This window comes from Alistipes sp. cv1 (assembly GCF_900240235.1).
Classification (GTDB): domain Bacteria; phylum Bacteroidota; class Bacteroidia; order Bacteroidales; family Rikenellaceae; genus Alistipes_A; species Alistipes_A hominis.
The window spans coordinates 183,494-200,623 of the sequence record NZ_OEPW01000006.1 but is presented as its reverse complement, the minus strand read 5'-3'; the positions used below and the strand labels follow the sequence as shown (position 1 = coordinate 200,623).

The following is a 17,130-nucleotide window of genomic DNA, read 5'->3' as shown; positions in this document are numbered from 1 at the left end:
TTATTCCGTATATAGTTTTAAACTGTCCGTTTTGGTTCGTACCCGCAGCCATTGCTCGATCCGTTCCCGTTCTCCGGCTGCGAGTTTTTTTCCTTTGTTCAGATGCATGACGCAGAGCACCAGCGTGTCGGCCGGCGTTTTGTCCGTATTGTAACGCACCGCTTTCGAAAGCGTTACGTCGTGCAGATCGGGCACCAGCGTGCGCATTTCGACCGTGATGTCCCGGACGGCCAGCGTGTCGGTCGCAAAGGCCGACAGTTTCGTTTCCAGTTCCCTGATCCGAATGTTTTTTTCGGATAGCAGTTCCTGATAACCGGTTTGCAGCGTCGAAAAATTCAGGTTGTCCGTTTCGCCGCTTTGGCGGACGACCAGACGGACGTCCCGCAGGTTGTACTGCGGCATTTGCAGTCGTGCGTTTTCGATCATTTCGTCCGAGATCGGTTCGCCGATCAGGTAAATCTCCACGTAACTCTCCCCGTTGTCGGGCCGGTAAATGCCGGTATGTTCGATGACCTTCGTTTTCGGGAACTGGAATACCGTATTCACGTATCGTTTTACGTCGTTTTCGAAAAGGCTGCGTTTGACGATCCGGTAGCCGATCACTACGCTCGGGATGATCGTGACCAACACGATCAGCAGGATCGAGCGTCTGACCCGCATTTCGCGGTTTTTGTCGACGAACTCCTTTTTCGAGTAGTGCAGAAAGCGCACGACGATGAACGTGGCGATCGCGATGAAGACCGTATTGATAAAGAACAGATAGAACGCTCCGATGAAGTATTTGAATTGCAGGGTGGCTAATCCGAATCCGGCCGTACACAGCGGCGGCATCAGCGCCGTAGCGATGGCTACGCCGGGGATGACCGTAGACGTACGGTCCTTGCGCGATTGGGCGACGATTCCGGCCAGGCCGCCGAAAAAGGCGATCAGCACGTCGTAGGTCGTCGGTGTCGTGCGTGCCAACAGTTCGCTCTGGGCCCCGCTGAGCGGCGAAATGAAAAAGTAGAGCGTCGAGGTGAAAATGCTGGCCAGCACCATGAAACCGAAGTTGCGCAGCGAGCGTTTCAGCAACTCGAAATCGTTGATCCCGACGGACAGTCCCATGCCCATGATCGGCCCCATCAGCGGCGAGATCAGCATGGCTCCGATGATAACGGCCGTCGAGTTGACGTTGAGTCCCAGCGAAGCGACGAACGTGGCGAAAATCAGCACCCATAGGTTCGTGCCCTTGAACTCCACGCCCTTGCGGATGTTGTCGACCACCTCTTCCTCGGAAGCCTTGTCGGCGCTGAGATCGAACCGGCTGCGGAGAAAGCTGCGGAGGGCTTCGGACAAGTGGTGCGGGGAACGGTTGCTCATGGTTCTTTCCTAAGATATTTTATTCTGTCTCGTGATTGCTCCTGTCGTCCGTGCGTTCCCGGCGCGGCTTGCCGGCGACGATCAGGACGATTTCGCCTTTAGGCTCGCGTTCCGAAAAACGGCGGGTCAGTTCGGCGAGGGAGCCGCGTACGGTTTCTTCGAATTTTTTGGTTAGTTCGCGCGATACGGATGCGGGACGGTCGCCGCCGAACAGTTCCGCGAACTGCTCCAGCGTTTTTACCAGCCGGTAAGGCGATTCGTAGAAAATCATCGTGCGTTCTTCGGTCGCCAATTGTTGCAACCGTTTGGAGCGGCCCTTCTTAGGGGGCAGGAAGCCTTCGAAACAGAACCGGTCGCACGGGAATCCGCTGTCGATCAGCGCCGGAACGAATGCCGTAGCGCCGGGCAATGTTTCTACGTCGATGCCGTGTTCGATGCAGGTGCGTACCAGTAGGAAACCGGGATCGGAGATGCCGGGCGTGCCTGCGTCGGAGATCAGCGCTATGTTTTGTCCGCCGACGATCGTCTGCGCGACCGCTTCGACGGCGGCGTGTTCGTTGAACTTATGGTGGCTCCACATCTTTTTCTCGATTCCCAGATGTTTTAGTAATACCTGGGAAGTTCGGGTGTCCTCGGCCAGGATCACATCGACCGACGAGAGGACTTTGACCGCCCGCAGCGTGATATCATCCATGTTTCCGATCGGGGTCGGGACGAGATACAGCCTGGCCATCGGCATCAACCCAGTTTACGTTCCAGCAGATCCACGAGCAGCCGCACTCCTTCGCTGTCCGGATCCCACTGATAGTTTTCCTGAATGTACAGCAGCGCGTCGTTCAGGTCGGTAAAGGCGTTCAGTTGCGCGATGGCCGCCGCATACTGGTCGGCATTCCCGTTGAACAGGCTGCGGATCAGCATGAAGCGGTCGTTGATCCCGATACATTGGCGCAGGTCGCCGCTGATGCTCTGCGATTGTAGTTTGGAAGCCACGTCGGCGTGTGCCGTTTGTTTTCCGAGCACTTCGTTCATCGCGACTCCGTTTCCGTTGGCGAAAGTTTCGCCGAGCACTTTTTTGTGGGCGGCCGTATCGGAAGCCGGGCCGTTTTGTCCGGCCGGTTCCGGCGCAGCAACGGGCGGGGCCGGATGCGGAGCCTCGTAGGAGCGTGCCTGCGGCGTCGAGTTATGCGGGTGGGTCGGCTGCGTCGGAGCGTCCCCGTACAACGACAGGATCACCTGTTTGTCCATGCGCGGACGGACGGTCTGCTCGTCTCCGAAAAGCTGCTGTTCGACGGAGACCGTCGTTTCGATTTCCGCGGCCGGCGGCGCGGCCGGTTCTACGATCGGCGGGACGTTTACCGTTTCCGGAACGATTTCGTTCCCGATGACGGGTTCCGCCGCCGGGATCGGCACTGCGGCGGGCGCTGCCGTGTCTTCCTCCGCGCGAATAGCACATTCCGTCTCCGCAACGGTCGGCGTCGGCTGCGGCAGCAGCAGTAGCATTTCGTAAAGTTTTTTCAGTTTATCGAGTACGATCCCTTTTTCGATTTCGGGCGTTTTGTCCGTTTCCTTCCACGTTTCGGCAATTTGCCGGATGCTGTCAATCTCTTCAATCAATTTCCGAATATCCATCTTTACAGTACTTTAGGCGATTCATTCCGTTGCCGACGGACTTGTCCGGGCCGGACGGGCCGCCGGATGTGCGTCCGTAGCGGACGGCGAAATTTTTTTCAAAGTTAAACTTTATACCGATTATTACAAACACCTGTATGCTTCATTTTGCAAAAAAGGAATTCGGTATGCGGACTGTGAAATGATAAAAAATGAATCGGAGATTGTATTTTCAATAAATTATTATAATTTTGAAAATCTTAATTCATACGCAATCCCGGTAATTTGCGTGTAAATAAATGGTTTTTACTGATTTATAGAACAAATATTGAGAAAAGATAAATGGTATGATATCACCTTTTGAATCCCGTAGGATCGGCATTTTTTACGACGGGAATTTTTTGTTGCACGCATCGAATTATTACAATTATATTCATCACATGAAACGGCGCCTTTCGTTGGGAGGATTGCACCGTTTTATCCAGCATCGCGTCGCCGAGGAGGAAGGGGTCGAACCGTTGCAGTGTCAGATTGCCGAAGCGCACTATTTCAGGGGGCGCCTGAACGCTGCGGATGCGGCTCAGCGCGGCAACCAATTGTACAATGACCGCGTTTTCGACGATATCCTGATGGCCGAGGGCATACATCCGCATTACCTGCCCCTGCGCAACCTGCTCGGAAAACGCGAGGAGCGAGGGATAGACGTATGGCTGTCGCTGGAGGCTTTCGAACTGGTGATGATGCGGCGGCTGGATATCGTCGTGTTGATCGTCGCCGATACGGATTATACGCCTCTGCTGCGCAAATTGATGTCCTTCGGCGTGCGGGTCATGCTGCTGAGCTGGGATTTCGAGTATACTACCGACGAAGGGGTGCGGATGATTACCAAAACTTCGCACGAACTGTTGTCGATGGCGACTTATCCGGTCGCGATGCACGACGTGATCGATTACGGGATCGAGCAGAACAATCCGCTGATTAACGACCTGTTTGTTCCGGTGGATCCTTCCCGACAGCAGACCGAGCGAACCAAATCGTACGAGGTCAGCGAAGTGCTGAGCCTGAAAAACGGGTTCGGGTTTATCAAGTATCCCAACAACAACCTGTTTTTCCATTATCAGGACGTGGTCGGCGAGTTCAGCGATCTCTCCGTCGGAGACAAGGTGGAATTTACCGTCGAGCAAAATCCCCAGAAGCAGGACGTTGCCAAGAACGTGCGAAAACTTACGCCCGAGGAGGTGGAGAATTTGGAGTCCGACGAGCAGCCCGATTTGTAGCAGAGATTTAACTCATACCTATAAATAGCCATGAATCTGAAAGTGTTGTCCATCGTGATGGGCCTGCTGTTGTCGTTGTGCGGATACCGTGCGACGGCGAAGAGTTCCGAACAGAATGTCGAATGGAAAGCCAAATGGATCAGTTCGGGGACTACCCGGGAGCAGCCGAACACCTGGCTTAATTTCCGCAAAGAGGTGAACCTGCCGAACGTACCGACTTCCGTGATCGCACGGATCGGGGCGGACAGCAAATACTGGCTATGGATCAACGGGAAGCCGGTGGTCTTCGAAGGCGGACTGAAACGGGGCCCCAATCCGCTCGATACCTATTACGATGAGGTGGAGATTGCTCCTTACCTAAAACGCGGCGAGAATACGATCGCCGTGTTGCTGTGGTACTTCGGCCGGCCGTCGTTTTCGCATAACGACAGCGGGAAAGCCGGGTTGTTGTTCGATTGCCAGACCCCTTCGTTCGATATCCTGAGCGACGATTCGTGGAAATGCGAGGCGAATCCGGCTTACGGAACCTGTCCGCCTCCCGATCCGAACATGCGGCTCGCCGAGTCCAATATCCGGTACGACGCCCGCAAGGCGGGACGGGCATGGCACCAGCCGGACTTCAATGCCGACGAGATGCCGCAGGCCGTCGAAAACGGAACCGCAGGCAGCCGGCCATGGAACAAGCTGGTGTTGCGGCCGATTCCGCTGTGGAAGGTGGGCGAGTTGCAGGACTACCCGTCTCAGGTTCGCAACGGCGATACGATCGTTTGTACGCTGCCTTACAATGCACAGATCACGCCTTATATCAAACTGAAGGCCTCGTCCGGGGATAAAGTGCAGATATTTACCGATAACTATTTGAAATACAACGGTGGGGATAATTACCTGCGCTGCGAATACATCGCCCGCGACGGCGTGCAGGACTACGAGAACAAAGGGTGGACGAACGGACACCGGGTTTACTACGTAGTGCCTGCCGATGCGGAGGTGATGGAGCTGAAGTTCCGCGAGAGCGGTTACGATACCGAATTCGTCGGTACGTTCGAATGCTCCGATCCGGAGTTCAACCGTTTCCTGACCAAAGCCGTGCGCACGCTGTATATTACGATGCGCGATACCTACATGGATTGTCCCGACCGCGAGCGTTCGCAGTGGACGGGAGATGTGGTCAATGAATCCGGAGAGGCGTTTTACGCCCTGTCCGAGTCGGCCAACCGACTGACCCGCAAATGGCTCCATAATCTTGCCGGATGGCAGAAGCCCGACGGCGTGATTTATGCCCCCGTTCCGTCGTCGAATTGGGACAAGGAACTGCCGGGCCAGGTGATGGCTTCGCTGGGTTACTACGGGTTGTGGAACTACTATTGGTATACGGGCGATAAGGAGACGCTCGCCGAAGTGTATCCGGCCGTACAGCGTTACATCGCCCTATGGAAAAAGGGCCCCAAAGGAACCGTATTGCTGCGCGACGGCGGATGGAATTGGGGCGATTGGGGCGACAATATCGACATTCTGCCGTTGCAAAATGCGTGGTATTACTTGATGATCAAAGGGATGCGCAATGCGGCCGAAGTGCTCGGCCATGCGGCCGACGCCCGGTCGTATACCGAAGAGATGGCGGCGCTGAAGCAGGCGTTCAACAGTCATTTCTGGAACGGTAAGGAGTACCGCGATCCGGAGTACAAAAAAGCGACCGATGACCGCGTTCATGCGTTGGCGGTCGTATCCGGGCTGGCCGATCCGGACAAATATCCGGCTATCCTGAACGTATTTCGTTCGCAGGAGAACGCGAGCCCCTATATGGAAAAATACGTTTTCGAAGCCCTGATGCAGATGGGGAACGGCGACGAAGGTTTTGCGCGGCATAACCGCCGTTTCTCGAATATGGTGCGGAACGACTATTTCACCACGCTTTTCGAGGGGTGGGGGATCGGTAGCGAAGGATTCGGCGGCGGCAGCGTCAACCACGCGTGGAGCGGGGGAGGCCTGACGGTGGCTTACCGGTATGTTTGCGGTATCCGTCCGATGGACGTGGCTTACAACAAGGTCGGGGTGTTGCCGTTGCCGTCCGGCCTGTCGTGGGCGAAAGCTTCGGTGATCACTCCGATCGGCCGGGTAACGTCGGCTTTCGAATCCAGTCCGAACGTATTTGTGTTGGATACGGAGTTTCCGAAAGAGTACGAAGGGGTGATCGGCGCTCCGAAACAGGGCGTGCGCGAAGTGAAGATCAACGGGACGACCGTCTGGAAGAACGGCAGTCCGGTACGCAATAAAGTGGCTCGTTTCATCAAAAAACAGCCCAGCGACCTGCACCTGAGTTTCGAAGTGAAGGGTGGCGCTTACAAGCTGATAGCCGTTCGTTGACCTTGGCTGTGCCGGAATATCGGTGGATGCTATCGGGAGATTTCTTTCGAGGCGAACGGGACGGAGTCGGGAAGGTCGTCCGGAAAGCCGGAGAACGTTTCGGTTCGGAAATGAAATAAATCCGGTTAGAATATCGAAAAAGGAGGGAAATTTTCCCTCCTTTTTCGATACGGTACAGTTTGTCGTTTATTCCGTTTTCTGCAACGGGATCGAGAAACTGAACGTCGAGCCTTTGCCTTCTTCCGATTCGAACCAGAGGCGTCCTCCGTTCTTCGTCGCAAAATCCTGGCACAACAGCAGGCCGAGTCCCGATCCTTCTTCGTTTTTGGTGCCGAACGTGCTGAAATGAGTGCTCGGTTTCATCAGTTTGGCCTGATTCTCCTTGCTGATGCCGCATCCGCTGTCGGACACTTCGACGATCGCCGCCTGTGCATCATCCTGCCGGACGCGAATCGTGATGTCGCCCCCTTCTGGCGTGAATTTCATCGCGTTGCTGATCAGGTTCCGGATGACGGTTTTCATCATGTCGCAGTCGGCGTACACTTCCAGCGTGTCGGGAATTTCGACCCGGAGCCGGATGTTTTTCAGTTCGGCCGCGATCGAGAATATTTCGATGACCCCTTGTATGATCGGGACGAGGTCGAATTGCTGATAGACGACATTCAGCCGTCCGATCTGGCTTTTCGTCCATTTCAGCAGGTTGTCCAGCAACGAGAAGACCTCTTCGGTCATGCGGTTGGCCATGTTCAGCATTTCGTGCATATCCTTTCCGATCGACGAAGCCGGAAGGTTCAGCAGCAGCATGTTCAGAACCATTTTGATCGAACCGATCGGCGAGCGCAGGTCGTGCGCGATGACCGAGTACAGTTTATCCCGTCCCGATATCGTGCGCTGCAGCTCTTCGGTTTGCCGGATGATGATCCGCCTGGCGGCGATCAGCGAGATCTGATGGGATACCCGGATCAGCAGTTCCTCTTTGTGGAAAGGTTTCGATATGAAGTCGTTGGCCCCGGCTTTGAAACCCCGGACGACGTCGGACGTAGCGTTCAGCGCGGTCAGAAAGATGATCGGGATGTCTCTTGTTTCCGGATTCTCTTTCAACTTTTCGGCGACCTCGAATCCGTTCAGACCGGGCATCATGACATCCAGCAGGATCAGATCCGGCTTTTCCGTCTCTACGGCCGATAGCGCTTGCAGGCCGTCGTTCGCGGTGGCGATTTGGTAGTTCAGGTTCTTTAGGAGCACTTTCAGGAGCAACACGTTCGATACGACGTCGTCCACGATCAGAATTTTATATTCCGCAGCGTTGAAATCCAGGCTTGTATCCATTGAAAATCAGTTTAAGTAGGGCTTCCGGTCCGGTTATTTGATTTTCAATTCCTCTTTGAAATATTTCATCATTTTTACCAGTCCCTGTTCGAGGAGTATGGTGGGACTCCATCCGAGGTTTTCCTGCGCGGTCGTAATGTCCGGTTTTCTGCGCTGCGGGTCGTCGGCCGGCAGCGGTTTGAGGATGACGCTCGCCTTCGACCGCGTGATCTCCAGTACGAGCGTCGCCAGTTGGCGGATCGTGAATTCGCGCGGATTTCCCAGGTTGACCGGGCCTGTAAAATCATCGTCCGTCGCCATCGTGCGCACCAGGCCTTCGACGAGATCGTCGATATAGAGAAAACTGCGGGTTTGAGAGCCGTCTCCGTAGACCGTAATGTCCTGGTTCATCAGTGCCTGTATGGTGAAATTCGAGATTACGCGTCCGTCGTTGAGACACATGTTCGGGCCGTAGGTATTGAATATGCGAACGATTTTAATCGGAATCCGGTATTGCCGGTAGTAATCCATGCACAGCGTTTCCGCGCAACGCTTGCCTTCGTCGTAGCATGAACGCGGCCCGATCGGGTTGACATTCCCCCAGTACGTTTCGGGTTGGGGATGCACGGCCGGGTCTCCGTAGACTTCGCTGGTAGATGCTTGTAGCAGCTTCGAGCGTTTCTTAATGGCCAGATCCAGCATGTTGATCGCGCCGAGTACGTTCGTTTTCAGTGTCTTGATCGGATTGTACTGGTAATGTATAGGCGAAGCCGGGCAGGCCAGATTGTAGATCTCGTCGATCGGACCGTCCGGACAATAAGGGGTCGTAATATCCTGTTCCGCCATTTGGAAATTCGGATTGGCGGTCAGGTGTTGGATGTTCTTCGGCGATCCGGTGAGAAAATTATCCAGGCAGACAACCTGACAACCTTCGTTGAGCAGTCGAACGCACAAATGCGATCCGATAAAGCCTGCGCCTCCCGTAACCAATATTCTTTTCATAAAAACAGAGCGAATTTAAATTGCCTAAAATCGTTACACTGCATGGTTGACCCGGATGGCGCCCCGGAGCAAGCAGGCCGGAATGGACGGATGAACGTCCGAATTGACGACAAAGTTATTATTTTTTCTTCTGTCTGAACGATTATATTTTTTAAATGTTAATAAAATTATATGGAAAACGGCGTTTTCCGAAGGTCTGATATGACGATAAAAATTAAGGTGTTGAATGTGCGGGGATCGGTCATTTGGAATATTGAAAAAATGGGAATTGGGTTTTTTCAATTTCGTGTCATTATATTGCGATATTCTTTTATCTTTGCGAGGTCGGTATGGTGGCGAGGCTTAAAAGGTTGTCGATGGAAACGTTTAGATTTGAGATACAATGTCCGTCCAGGGATCGTGGATTGTGCTCGGGAAATTTATTGCTGGTCGATCGGGGCGGGATGTGTGTGCATGCCCAGCTCCAGACCGAAGACCGCTATCTGAGCAATCGGATGGTGGGGGAGAATATTTTCGACCTTTTTCCGGCTTCGGCTTCGGGCTCGTTGCGCGCCGGATTTTCAACCTTGTGGAGCGGACGGAAAGGATTTTGCGAAGATCTTTACGAATGTGCGGGGGAAACGGGGGAATTGTCCGTTTATTATGTGATTTCGATGAGCCGATACGACGACTTCCACGCTATGATCCGGCTGAGGAATATTTCCTATTATATCAATAAGCACGAGCGACTGCTGCGGCAGGAGGAACAAAAGGTGGAAGATCTGAAAAGGCTCGCCGGGATCGGCGTGTGGAAGTACGATTCGAAAAAGCAGCGGCTCGAATCGAAGGGGTATGCCGATCCTATGTTCCAACCGGGCGAATACCGGGAGATGGATATGGCCGAATATTTTTCTCGGATGTCTGTGACGGACGTGGAAAAGGTCAAGGAATATATCCGGGGGTTGGACGCCGGCCGTCGGCAAGAGAGTATCCAGTATATGATGCATTACCAGTACGGGGATGTGGTGCTGCGGGTCGAGCCGATCAGTTGCCGGCCTTCCGACGGAGGCTATCTGTGGGAAGGTTATGTGCAGAATGTTACGGATCTGATTACCGGACAGACGCGCATCGAGATGTTGCGGCAGGCTATCGATTCCGTTTCTGAGGATGTTTTCGCCGTCGAACCCGACGGTTCGTTGGCATTCGCCAATAAAACGTTTCTGGAACATAACGTGAGCGATCGCCCACGGGATGTCATCGGCGAGAAGGTGTTCGACCTGAATAAAACGCTGGTAGACAAGACGCAATGGGGCGATTGGCTCAGGAGCCTCCGAGAAAACGGCGGCAGTTGGAATTTTACGCAGGACAGGGTGTCGGACGGTCAGGGAGAGGCGATGACTTTCGAGAATTACTCTTACTTGATTGAGAATCAGTTGCACCAGGAATTGATCTGGGTGTTCGCCCGGGATATTTCCGAACGTCTGAAGCGGGAAGACGAGATCAACAGTCTGCAATACCTGACCAATTCGATTATCAATAATATTCCGGTCGGCCTGTATGTCAAGGACGTCGCCGATGATTTCAAGTACCTGTTCTGCAACCGGTCGGCATTCGATTTCCTGCGGTCCGGCCGCGAGGACGTGATCGGAAAGAACGATTTTGAGATATTCGGCCGCAGCAAAGCCGAAGCCATCCGAAATGAAGACCTGCAGCTTGTTTCCGACCGGACGAAGATCGAACGTACCGGGCAGGTCGGCGGAGCCTCCGGTTCTCCTGTCACGTACGAGGAGGTGCGTATCTATTCAGAGAAGAAAGACGGCACGCCTTTGATTATCGGTGTGTTTTGGGATATTACTTCCCGTGTCGCTTTGGAGAAAGAACTCGTAGAGGCCAAAGAGAAAGCCGAAGAGTCGGGACGCCTGAAGTCGGCGTTCCTGGCCAATATGAGCCACGAGATCCGGACTCCGCTGAATGCGATCGTCGGATTTTCGAATATCATTGCGGAGACTCAGGATATGGAAGAACGCCGCGGAATGTATAAGATCGTAGAGACCAACAACGAACGGTTGTTGTCGCTGATCAATGAGATCCTGGACATGTCGAAGATCGAGGCGGGGATGCTGGAACTGTCGTCCAAGCCGGTCAATATGCGGGTGCTGTGCGGGGAGTTGCTCAATGCCAACCTGTTCCGTTGTCCGGGCAATGTGATTTTCTCGTTCGACGGATCGAGTCCGAATCTGGTGACCCGTACCGATCCGAACCGCCTGTTCCAGGTTTTTGCGAACCTGATTACCAATGCGTTCAAATTTACAGATTCCGGGCGTGTGACGTTCGGGTACCGGCTCGACGGACCGAATATCGTCTGTTATGTGGAAGATACGGGATCGGGGATCGAGACCGACAAGCAGGATAAGATTTTCGACCGGTTCGTCAAAGGAAACGATTTCGCTCAGGGAACGGGACTCGGCTTGCCTATCTGTAAAGTATTGATCGAAAAGATGGGCGGACGGATCGGCGTGGAGTCGGCGATAGGAAGAGGCACGAAGTTCGTATTTACGATTCCATATGTTCCGCCGGTGAACGAGCGTGCCGGTTCGGGAAATCCGGACGGGCTGAAAACGTCTGTCCGTAAAGCCGGGGCACGGAAGGCTATTTCCGGTACCGTGACGGTGCTGGTCGTGGAGAGCGAGCCGTCGGATTTCGATCTGCTGTGCGATACTTTCGGAGACGGGATCTTTTTCGTACGGGCCGACAGCGGCGTAGAGGCGGTTACGTTGTTCGAGCAGTACCGCCCCCAGTTGGTTTTGTTGAATGTCGCCGTGACGGATATAAACTGCGCCGAGGTCGCCGGAATCATTAAAGAGGTATCTCCCGGGGTTCCGGTCGTCGCATTCGGCAATTCTGCGCCGACGGACTGTTACGATGATTTCATGGCTGTTCCCTGGAGCCGGGAACAAGTCGAACGGTTGTTTAACAAGTATCTTTAAATTCGGATTGTAGGTTATTTCGCGCTATGGAATTGTCGGAAGATAATTTGGATATTCGGAAAATGCAGTGTCTGCTGGACGCGGCGCAGGTGGGATGGATCGAAAAAGAGTCCGGAGGAGGGCGTTGCCGTTTTTCTTCATTGCTGGGGGATGCTCTTGATCTATCGAATGATACGTTGAGCCAGAATGATTTTTTGCAGTTGGTCCGGACGGATTTCAGAAGCCGAGTGGACGCCAGTGTGTTGCTGTCCGATCACGGCGATTCGAAAACGGCGATTGAATTTCCGATCGCCGTTTCGGCCGGGGAACAGTGGGTGAGGTGCGCGTATGCCGGGGAACACGGCGGAAAGGCGCTTTTCTCGGTGTTGTTGTTGCCGAAGGGAGGTGAAGCAAGCAGACGGCAGGTCAACGATATATTGCAGCAGCAAAAGCATATATCCCGTTTGTTGTTCTCTTTCCTCAAGACAAAGGATCTGAAACATGTATGCGAAAATATCCTGAAAGAGCTTTTGAAGCGTTTCCATGCCGACCGGGCCTATATTTTCGAACTGAACGAGTCGGAAAAATATCATAGTTGCGTTTACGAAGCAGTCGCCGAAGGCACTTCGCCGCAGATCGACATGTTGCAGAAGATGCCTTTGGAAGAGAGTCCGTGGTGGAGCGGGCAGGTTCTGAACAAACGGCCGATTATTCTCAATACGCTGGACGATCTTCCGCCGCAGATCGTTCAGGAAAGAAATATTCTTGACGCACAGAACATTCGGTCGTTGATGGTGGTGCCTATGATGTCTACGGAATCCGTTTACGGATACATGGGGATCGATATGGTGCGGGAGTCCCGTAACTGGAGCCGGGAGGATTACCAGTGGTTCTCCTTTCTGGCCAACATCATTTCCATTTGCATAGGGCTTTATTACAGTCGAAAAAAGGCGGAACGGGAAAGTTTGTATTATAAGGAGCTGTACAGTCACATGCCGATCGGATTCTTGCGCAGCCGTTTGGTGCGCGACGGTTCCGGCAAAGTTACGGACTGCCGGTTCGAATACGCCAACCAGATGGCTGAAAAACTGATCGGTCTTGCCTGCGAGGAACTGGCCGGTCTCCGGGCTTCGGATATACTTTCTCAGGAGGAGGTGAACACCAGCCTGTCGATCATCCGGTCGACTTCTCCGGAGCAAAAATTACAGTACAAGCGCGATCGTTATATCGAACGGACGGGAGTGCACTGCAAGGAGATCGATTATTTATCCGGTCCCGACGAGGTGATTACCCTGCTGAAAGACGAGACGGAAACCGTAAAAGCCAATGAAGAATCCAAGCAGCACGAACGAATGCTCGATAACTTGTTCCGGAACATTCCGGTCGGGATTGAACTGTACGATCCGGAAGGCAGTCTGAGAAGTATCAATCCGAAAGATTGCGAGATTTTCGGCGTCCGGCCGGACGAGGTATTGGGAATCAATATTATGGACAACCCGCTGGTGCCGGAGCAGGTGAAAGAGAAGATTCGGAACAGGCAACCGGTCGATTTCCGGCTGGACTACCGGTTCGGTCTGCTCAGCGATTATTACAATACGTCTTTCGAAGACCGGGATACCCGTAAGGATATCGTCGCCAAGTATGTTCCGCTTTATGACGGCGGCAACCGCCTGCTTTACCATCTGTGCATCGTGATCGATAACACCGATACGGTCAATATCCAGAACCGGATCCACGATTTCGAGCATATCTTCTCGTTGGTCGCCGATTTTGCGAAAGTAGGATATGGGAAATACAATTTCGATACGCAGACTGGAACGGCCATTCCGCAGTGGTTCCGAAATCTGGGCGAGCCGGTCCATTCGAGCGTGCGGGAGGTGGCCGGCCGGGGATTCCGCTATGTGCACCGGGAGGATCGCAAACACATGTATGCGTTCTTCGCTGCGGCCCGGAACCGTAGAGTCGATTCTTACCAGCGGGAAGTCCGGGTCAAAGGGCCCGCCGACAGGAAATGGCGGTGGCTGCGCATCGACATGATCGTAAACTCCCTTGCCGACGGGTCGACCGAGGTGATCGGGGTGAATATCGACATTACCCAGATCAAGGAGACCCAGCAAAGCCTGATCGTGGCCAAAGAGAAAGCGGAAAAAATGGATCGGTTGAAATCCGCGTTCCTGGCGAACATGAGCCATGAGATCCGCACTCCGTTGAATGCGATCGTCGGTTTCTCCCAGATGTTACTGAGTCAGGAAGCTTTCGAGAAGGAAGACCGGGAGCATTATATGCAGATCGTGCAGGATAACAGCGATTTGTTGTTGCAGTTGGTCTCGGATATTCTCGATCTGTCGAAGATCGAAGCGGGCGTTTTCGAATTCAATTATGCGGACGTGCCGTGCAACAGGCTATGCCGTGAAATCGTTATGTCGCTACGGATGAAAACGCAGCCCGGCGTAGAGCTGATTTTCGACGAACCGGCGGCGGAATGCGTCGTACACAGCGACAAGAATCGGATTGCCCAGGTGCTGGTGAATTTTATCAACAATGCCGCCAAGTTTACTTCGAAGGGCAGTATTCATGCGGGACTCGTGCCGCATAAGAACGATGTGGTGTTTTATGTCCGCGATACCGGCGTCGGGATTTCCAAAGAGCAGCTCGGTCATGTTTTCGACCGGTTCGTGAAGTTGAACAGTTTTATTCAGGGAACCGGATTGGGACTGCCTATCTGTAAAAGTTTGATCGAGCAACTGGGCGGTCGCATCGGAGCCGAGTCGAAAACGGGCAAAGGTTCTTATTTTTGGTTTAAATTACCTTATAGGATTAAAAAAAGAACGATTATTAAATAATTTATTTACATTTGTCTGACGGATTCGGGTATGTTGCGCTCCGCCGGGAATATTGCGATTTTAAAATCGGAAGTTATGAAGAAAACGATTTTGCTTTTGGACGATAAGGAGTCCATAGCGAAAGTGGTGGCGGTTTATTTATCCGGCGAATACGATGTCGTTTATTTCGACAATGCATTGAAGGGGATTCAGTGGCTACAGGAGGGGAATAAGCCCGATCTGATAATTTCGGACATTCGGATGCCGGTTATGCGCGGCGATGAGTTTCTGGAATATGTCAAGAACAACGAGCTGTTCAAATCTTTCCCTGTGATTATTCTGTCGAGCGAGGAAAGCACCTCCGAACGGATACGCCTGCTGGAAGTGGGCGCTTCCGATTATATCGTCAAACCGTTTAATCCCATGGAGTTGAAAATCAGAATCCGGAAGATCATCGAAAATGAGTAAAGAGTTCGATCTGCTTTTTGTCGGACCGGATTCCGTATTGAAAGAGTATTTTCGCGATATTGCCGACGGGTATTCGTTTCGTGAAGCGGCCGACGGCAGTAATTCCCTGCAACAGGTCGGATCAGGCGATTCGAAAAGCGAAATCGTCGTTCTTTGGGAAAAAACGACGATAGACAGGGATTTGTCCGCGATCAGGGCTTTTCGGAAAACCCGCGGGAATGTTTACCTGATTCTGATAGGAAATGAACTGACGCCGGACGAGAGGAGCGGATACCTGAAAGCGGGCGTGAACGATACCATGCTCCGGCATATTCCGAAAGAACAGTTCGTAAGCCGGCTTTCGTTTATACAGCAGACCCGGGAGATGATTCTCGGAAAAAGGGAGAAAGCGTCGCAGGAAGCGATCTGCCATTTTCGCCTGCCTTTATGGAAAAGGCTTTTCGACATCTGTTTCTCGTCGGTCGCTTTGCTGTCGCTGTCGCCGTTGCTGCTGCTGACGATGCTGGCAATCCGACTGGAAAGCAAAGGCGCGGCGGTTTATCGTTCCAAGAGGGTGGGAAGCAACTACCGGGTATTCGATTTCCTGAAATTCCGGTCGATGTATGCGGGGGCTGAAAAGCAATTGAAGCATTACGAGCAGTTGAACCAGTATAAATTCGAGAAGACGACCGATGAGGACGGCGGAAAATTGAATATTTCCGGAGATTTTTTGGTCGGCGACGACGACGTGGTGTTGGTTTCCGATGACGAGGTGATTTTAGAAAAGGAATACATCGACCAGAAAAGCTATGAACAGGAAAATGCATTCGTGAAACTGGAAAACGATCCGCGGATTACGCGGGTCGGGCGGTTCATTCGCAAATACAGCATCGACGAACTTCCGCAATTGATCAATATCCTGAAAGGAGATATGTCCGTTGTGGGGAACCGTCCGCTGCCGTTGTACGAAGCCGAACGGCTGACCAGCGACGAATATATCGACCGTTTTATGGCTCCGGCCGGGCTGACCGGGTTATGGCAGGTAGAGAAGCGGGGCGATTCGGGCAGTATGTCCGCCGAAGAGCGGAAGAAACTGGACATCGAATATGCCCGGGATTTTTCGTTCGGGATGGATTTCCGGATAATCTTAAAAACGATATCAGCGTTCGTACAAAAAGAAAATGTATAGTATGTCGAAAAGAGTTTCGGGTTTGATCGCGCTGACCGCGATTTTGTGTTGCGGGGCGGTTACGGCCCAGCAACCTGATAGTTTGGATGGAGCGGTTCCGGCGAGCGCCGCCGCCACGGATACGATCGACGACCTGGCCGGTTTCGGGCCTTCGGGCTATGAGTTGGGCAAGGTCGTTCTGCCGTCGCTGGAGCAGCTCTATGCCAATGCGGAGCAGAACCCCGGCGTGCTGGCGCTGGAAAAACAGAAAGAATTCGAGGAGTTGCAGTTGAAACGCGAGAAACGGAATTTCCTCTCTTTTCTGAACGTCAATGCCAATTATTATTACGGCAACGGGACGATGAGCAGTCATCTTTACGATGAGAGCGGTATGCCGATTCCGCAAAACTATTCCCGGCAGTCGCAGTCCAATTACAACCTGGGCGCATCGGTTTCGATTCCGCTGGAAAAGTTGTTCGATTTGCGGGGAAGCGTGAAACGTCAGCGCAAACAGGTGGAAAAGGTCGAATACGAACGGCAGAGCGCGATCGAGGAGCGGCGGGTAACCATCGCAACGATCTACTCGAAAGTGCTCAGTTACATGCCTATTCTGAAGGCGACGACCGAGAAACGGGTATTTGCCGATGCTCAGTATGCCATCAGCCAGAACGATTTTATCAACAGTAAAATCGGAGCGTCGGAAATCAATGTCGAAAAGGAACGTCAGATCAAGGCCATCACCGAATACGAGAATGTGCGTTCGGAACTGTACGGTTTGCTGTTGCAACTGGAGATTCTGTCGAATACCGAAATCATTTCGAAAAAATAAA

Annotated in this window: 12 protein-coding genes; 7 read left to right on the top strand and 5 right to left on the bottom strand. The window is 53.0% G+C overall.

Annotated features, from left to right (window positions below; all coding sequences use genetic code 11):
- The 3 genes from C1A08_RS10700 to C1A08_RS10690 are packed head-to-tail and all read right to left on the bottom strand — an operon-like array spanning window position 1 to window position 2,988.
- Complete coding sequence (locus C1A08_RS10700) at window positions 1-1,359, bottom strand: TIGR00341 family protein (RefSeq protein ID WP_101573389.1); 1,359 nt, start codon at window positions 1,357-1,359, stop codon at window positions 1-3.
- Between the two features lie 19 nt (window positions 1,360-1,378).
- Window positions 1,379-2,092 (bottom strand): 16S rRNA (cytidine(1402)-2'-O)-methyltransferase, encoded by a 714-nt coding sequence (gene rsmI, locus C1A08_RS10695; RefSeq protein ID WP_101573447.1) that lies wholly within the window; start codon window positions 2,090-2,092, stop codon window positions 1,379-1,381.
- A gap of 5 nt (window positions 2,093-2,097) precedes the next feature.
- Entirely contained in the window at window positions 2,098-2,988 is an 891-nt protein-coding gene (locus C1A08_RS10690; protein WP_101573387.1) for a hypothetical protein, read from the bottom strand.
- A 326-nt stretch (window positions 2,989-3,314) separates the two neighbouring features.
- Here C1A08_RS10690 and C1A08_RS10685 point away from each other — a divergent pair, with 326 nt between their 5' ends.
- Window positions 3,315-4,244 (top strand): NYN domain-containing protein, encoded by a 930-nt coding sequence (locus tag C1A08_RS10685; RefSeq protein WP_055206171.1) that lies wholly within the window; start codon window positions 3,315-3,317, stop codon window positions 4,242-4,244.
- A gap of 30 nt (window positions 4,245-4,274) precedes the next feature.
- Window positions 4,275-6,608 carry an alpha-L-rhamnosidase-related protein gene (locus C1A08_RS10680; protein ID WP_101573385.1) on the top strand — a complete coding sequence of 778 codons (2,334 nt, stop codon included), beginning with the start codon at window positions 4,275-4,277 and terminating at the stop codon, window positions 6,606-6,608.
- A gap of 186 nt (window positions 6,609-6,794) precedes the next feature.
- On the opposite strand, the gene C1A08_RS10675 is transcribed toward C1A08_RS10680, so the two are convergent.
- Window positions 6,795-7,937: a hybrid sensor histidine kinase/response regulator gene (locus tag C1A08_RS10675; protein ID WP_101573383.1), complete on the bottom strand. Its 1,143-nt coding sequence runs from the start codon at window positions 7,935-7,937 to the stop codon at window positions 6,795-6,797.
- A gap of 33 nt (window positions 7,938-7,970) precedes the next feature.
- Window positions 7,971-8,918 carry a UDP-glucuronic acid decarboxylase family protein gene (locus C1A08_RS10670; RefSeq protein WP_055206167.1) on the bottom strand — a complete coding sequence of 316 codons (948 nt, stop codon included), beginning with the start codon at window positions 8,916-8,918 and terminating at the stop codon, window positions 7,971-7,973.
- A 356-nt stretch (window positions 8,919-9,274) separates the two neighbouring features.
- Here C1A08_RS10670 and C1A08_RS10665 point away from each other — a divergent pair, with 356 nt between their 5' ends.
- From C1A08_RS10665 to C1A08_RS10645, 5 genes are all read left to right on the top strand, one after another.
- Window positions 9,275-11,884: a PAS domain-containing hybrid sensor histidine kinase/response regulator gene (locus C1A08_RS10665; RefSeq protein WP_180951573.1), complete on the top strand. Its 2,610-nt coding sequence runs from the start codon at window positions 9,275-9,277 to the stop codon at window positions 11,882-11,884.
- Window positions 11,885-11,946: 62 nt separating this feature from the next.
- Window positions 11,947-14,706: a sensor histidine kinase gene (locus C1A08_RS10660; protein WP_180951572.1), complete on the top strand. Its 2,760-nt coding sequence runs from the start codon at window positions 11,947-11,949 to the stop codon at window positions 14,704-14,706.
- Between the two features lie 75 nt (window positions 14,707-14,781).
- Window positions 14,782-15,153: a response regulator gene (locus C1A08_RS10655; protein ID WP_055206159.1), complete on the top strand. Its 372-nt coding sequence runs from the start codon at window positions 14,782-14,784 to the stop codon at window positions 15,151-15,153.
- Window positions 15,146-16,321, top strand: a complete 1,176-nt coding sequence (locus C1A08_RS10650) for a sugar transferase (protein ID WP_101573378.1) — start codon at window positions 15,146-15,148, stop codon at window positions 16,319-16,321. Before C1A08_RS10655 ends, C1A08_RS10650 begins: the two co-directional genes overlap by 8 nt.
- Before the next feature lies 1 nt (window position 16,322).
- Window positions 16,323-17,129, top strand: a complete 807-nt coding sequence (locus tag C1A08_RS10645; RefSeq protein WP_172970812.1) for a TolC family protein — start codon at window positions 16,323-16,325, stop codon at window positions 17,127-17,129.
- Window position 17,130 lies beyond the last annotated feature (1 nt).

Bases quoted from the DNA above. Each gene is read 5' to 3' on its own strand.
- C1A08_RS10700 (WP_101573389.1), bottom strand. From the start codon at position 1,359: ATGAGCAACCGTTCCCCGCACCACTTGTCCGAAGCCCTCCGCAGCTTT.
- rsmI (WP_101573447.1), bottom strand. From the start codon at position 2,092: ATGGCCAGGCTGTATCTCGTCCCGACCCCGATCGGAAACATGGATGAT.
- C1A08_RS10690 (WP_101573387.1), bottom strand. From the start codon at position 2,988: ATGGATATTCGGAAATTGATTGAAGAGATTGACAGCATCCGGCAAATT.
- C1A08_RS10685 (WP_055206171.1), top strand. From the start codon at position 3,315: ATGATATCACCTTTTGAATCCCGTAGGATCGGCATTTTTTACGACGGG.
- C1A08_RS10680 (WP_101573385.1), top strand. From the start codon at position 4,275: ATGAATCTGAAAGTGTTGTCCATCGTGATGGGCCTGCTGTTGTCGTTG.
- C1A08_RS10675 (WP_101573383.1), bottom strand. From the start codon at position 7,937: ATGGATACAAGCCTGGATTTCAACGCTGCGGAATATAAAATTCTGATC.
- C1A08_RS10670 (WP_055206167.1), bottom strand. From the start codon at position 8,918: ATGAAAAGAATATTGGTTACGGGAGGCGCAGGCTTTATCGGATCGCAT.
- C1A08_RS10665 (WP_180951573.1), top strand. From the start codon at position 9,275: ATGGAAACGTTTAGATTTGAGATACAATGTCCGTCCAGGGATCGTGGA.
- C1A08_RS10660 (WP_180951572.1), top strand. From the start codon at position 11,947: ATGCAGTGTCTGCTGGACGCGGCGCAGGTGGGATGGATCGAAAAAGAG.
- C1A08_RS10655 (WP_055206159.1), top strand. From the start codon at position 14,782: ATGAAGAAAACGATTTTGCTTTTGGACGATAAGGAGTCCATAGCGAAA.
- C1A08_RS10650 (WP_101573378.1), top strand. From the start codon at position 15,146: ATGAGTAAAGAGTTCGATCTGCTTTTTGTCGGACCGGATTCCGTATTG.
- C1A08_RS10645 (WP_172970812.1), top strand. From the start codon at position 16,323: ATGTCGAAAAGAGTTTCGGGTTTGATCGCGCTGACCGCGATTTTGTGT.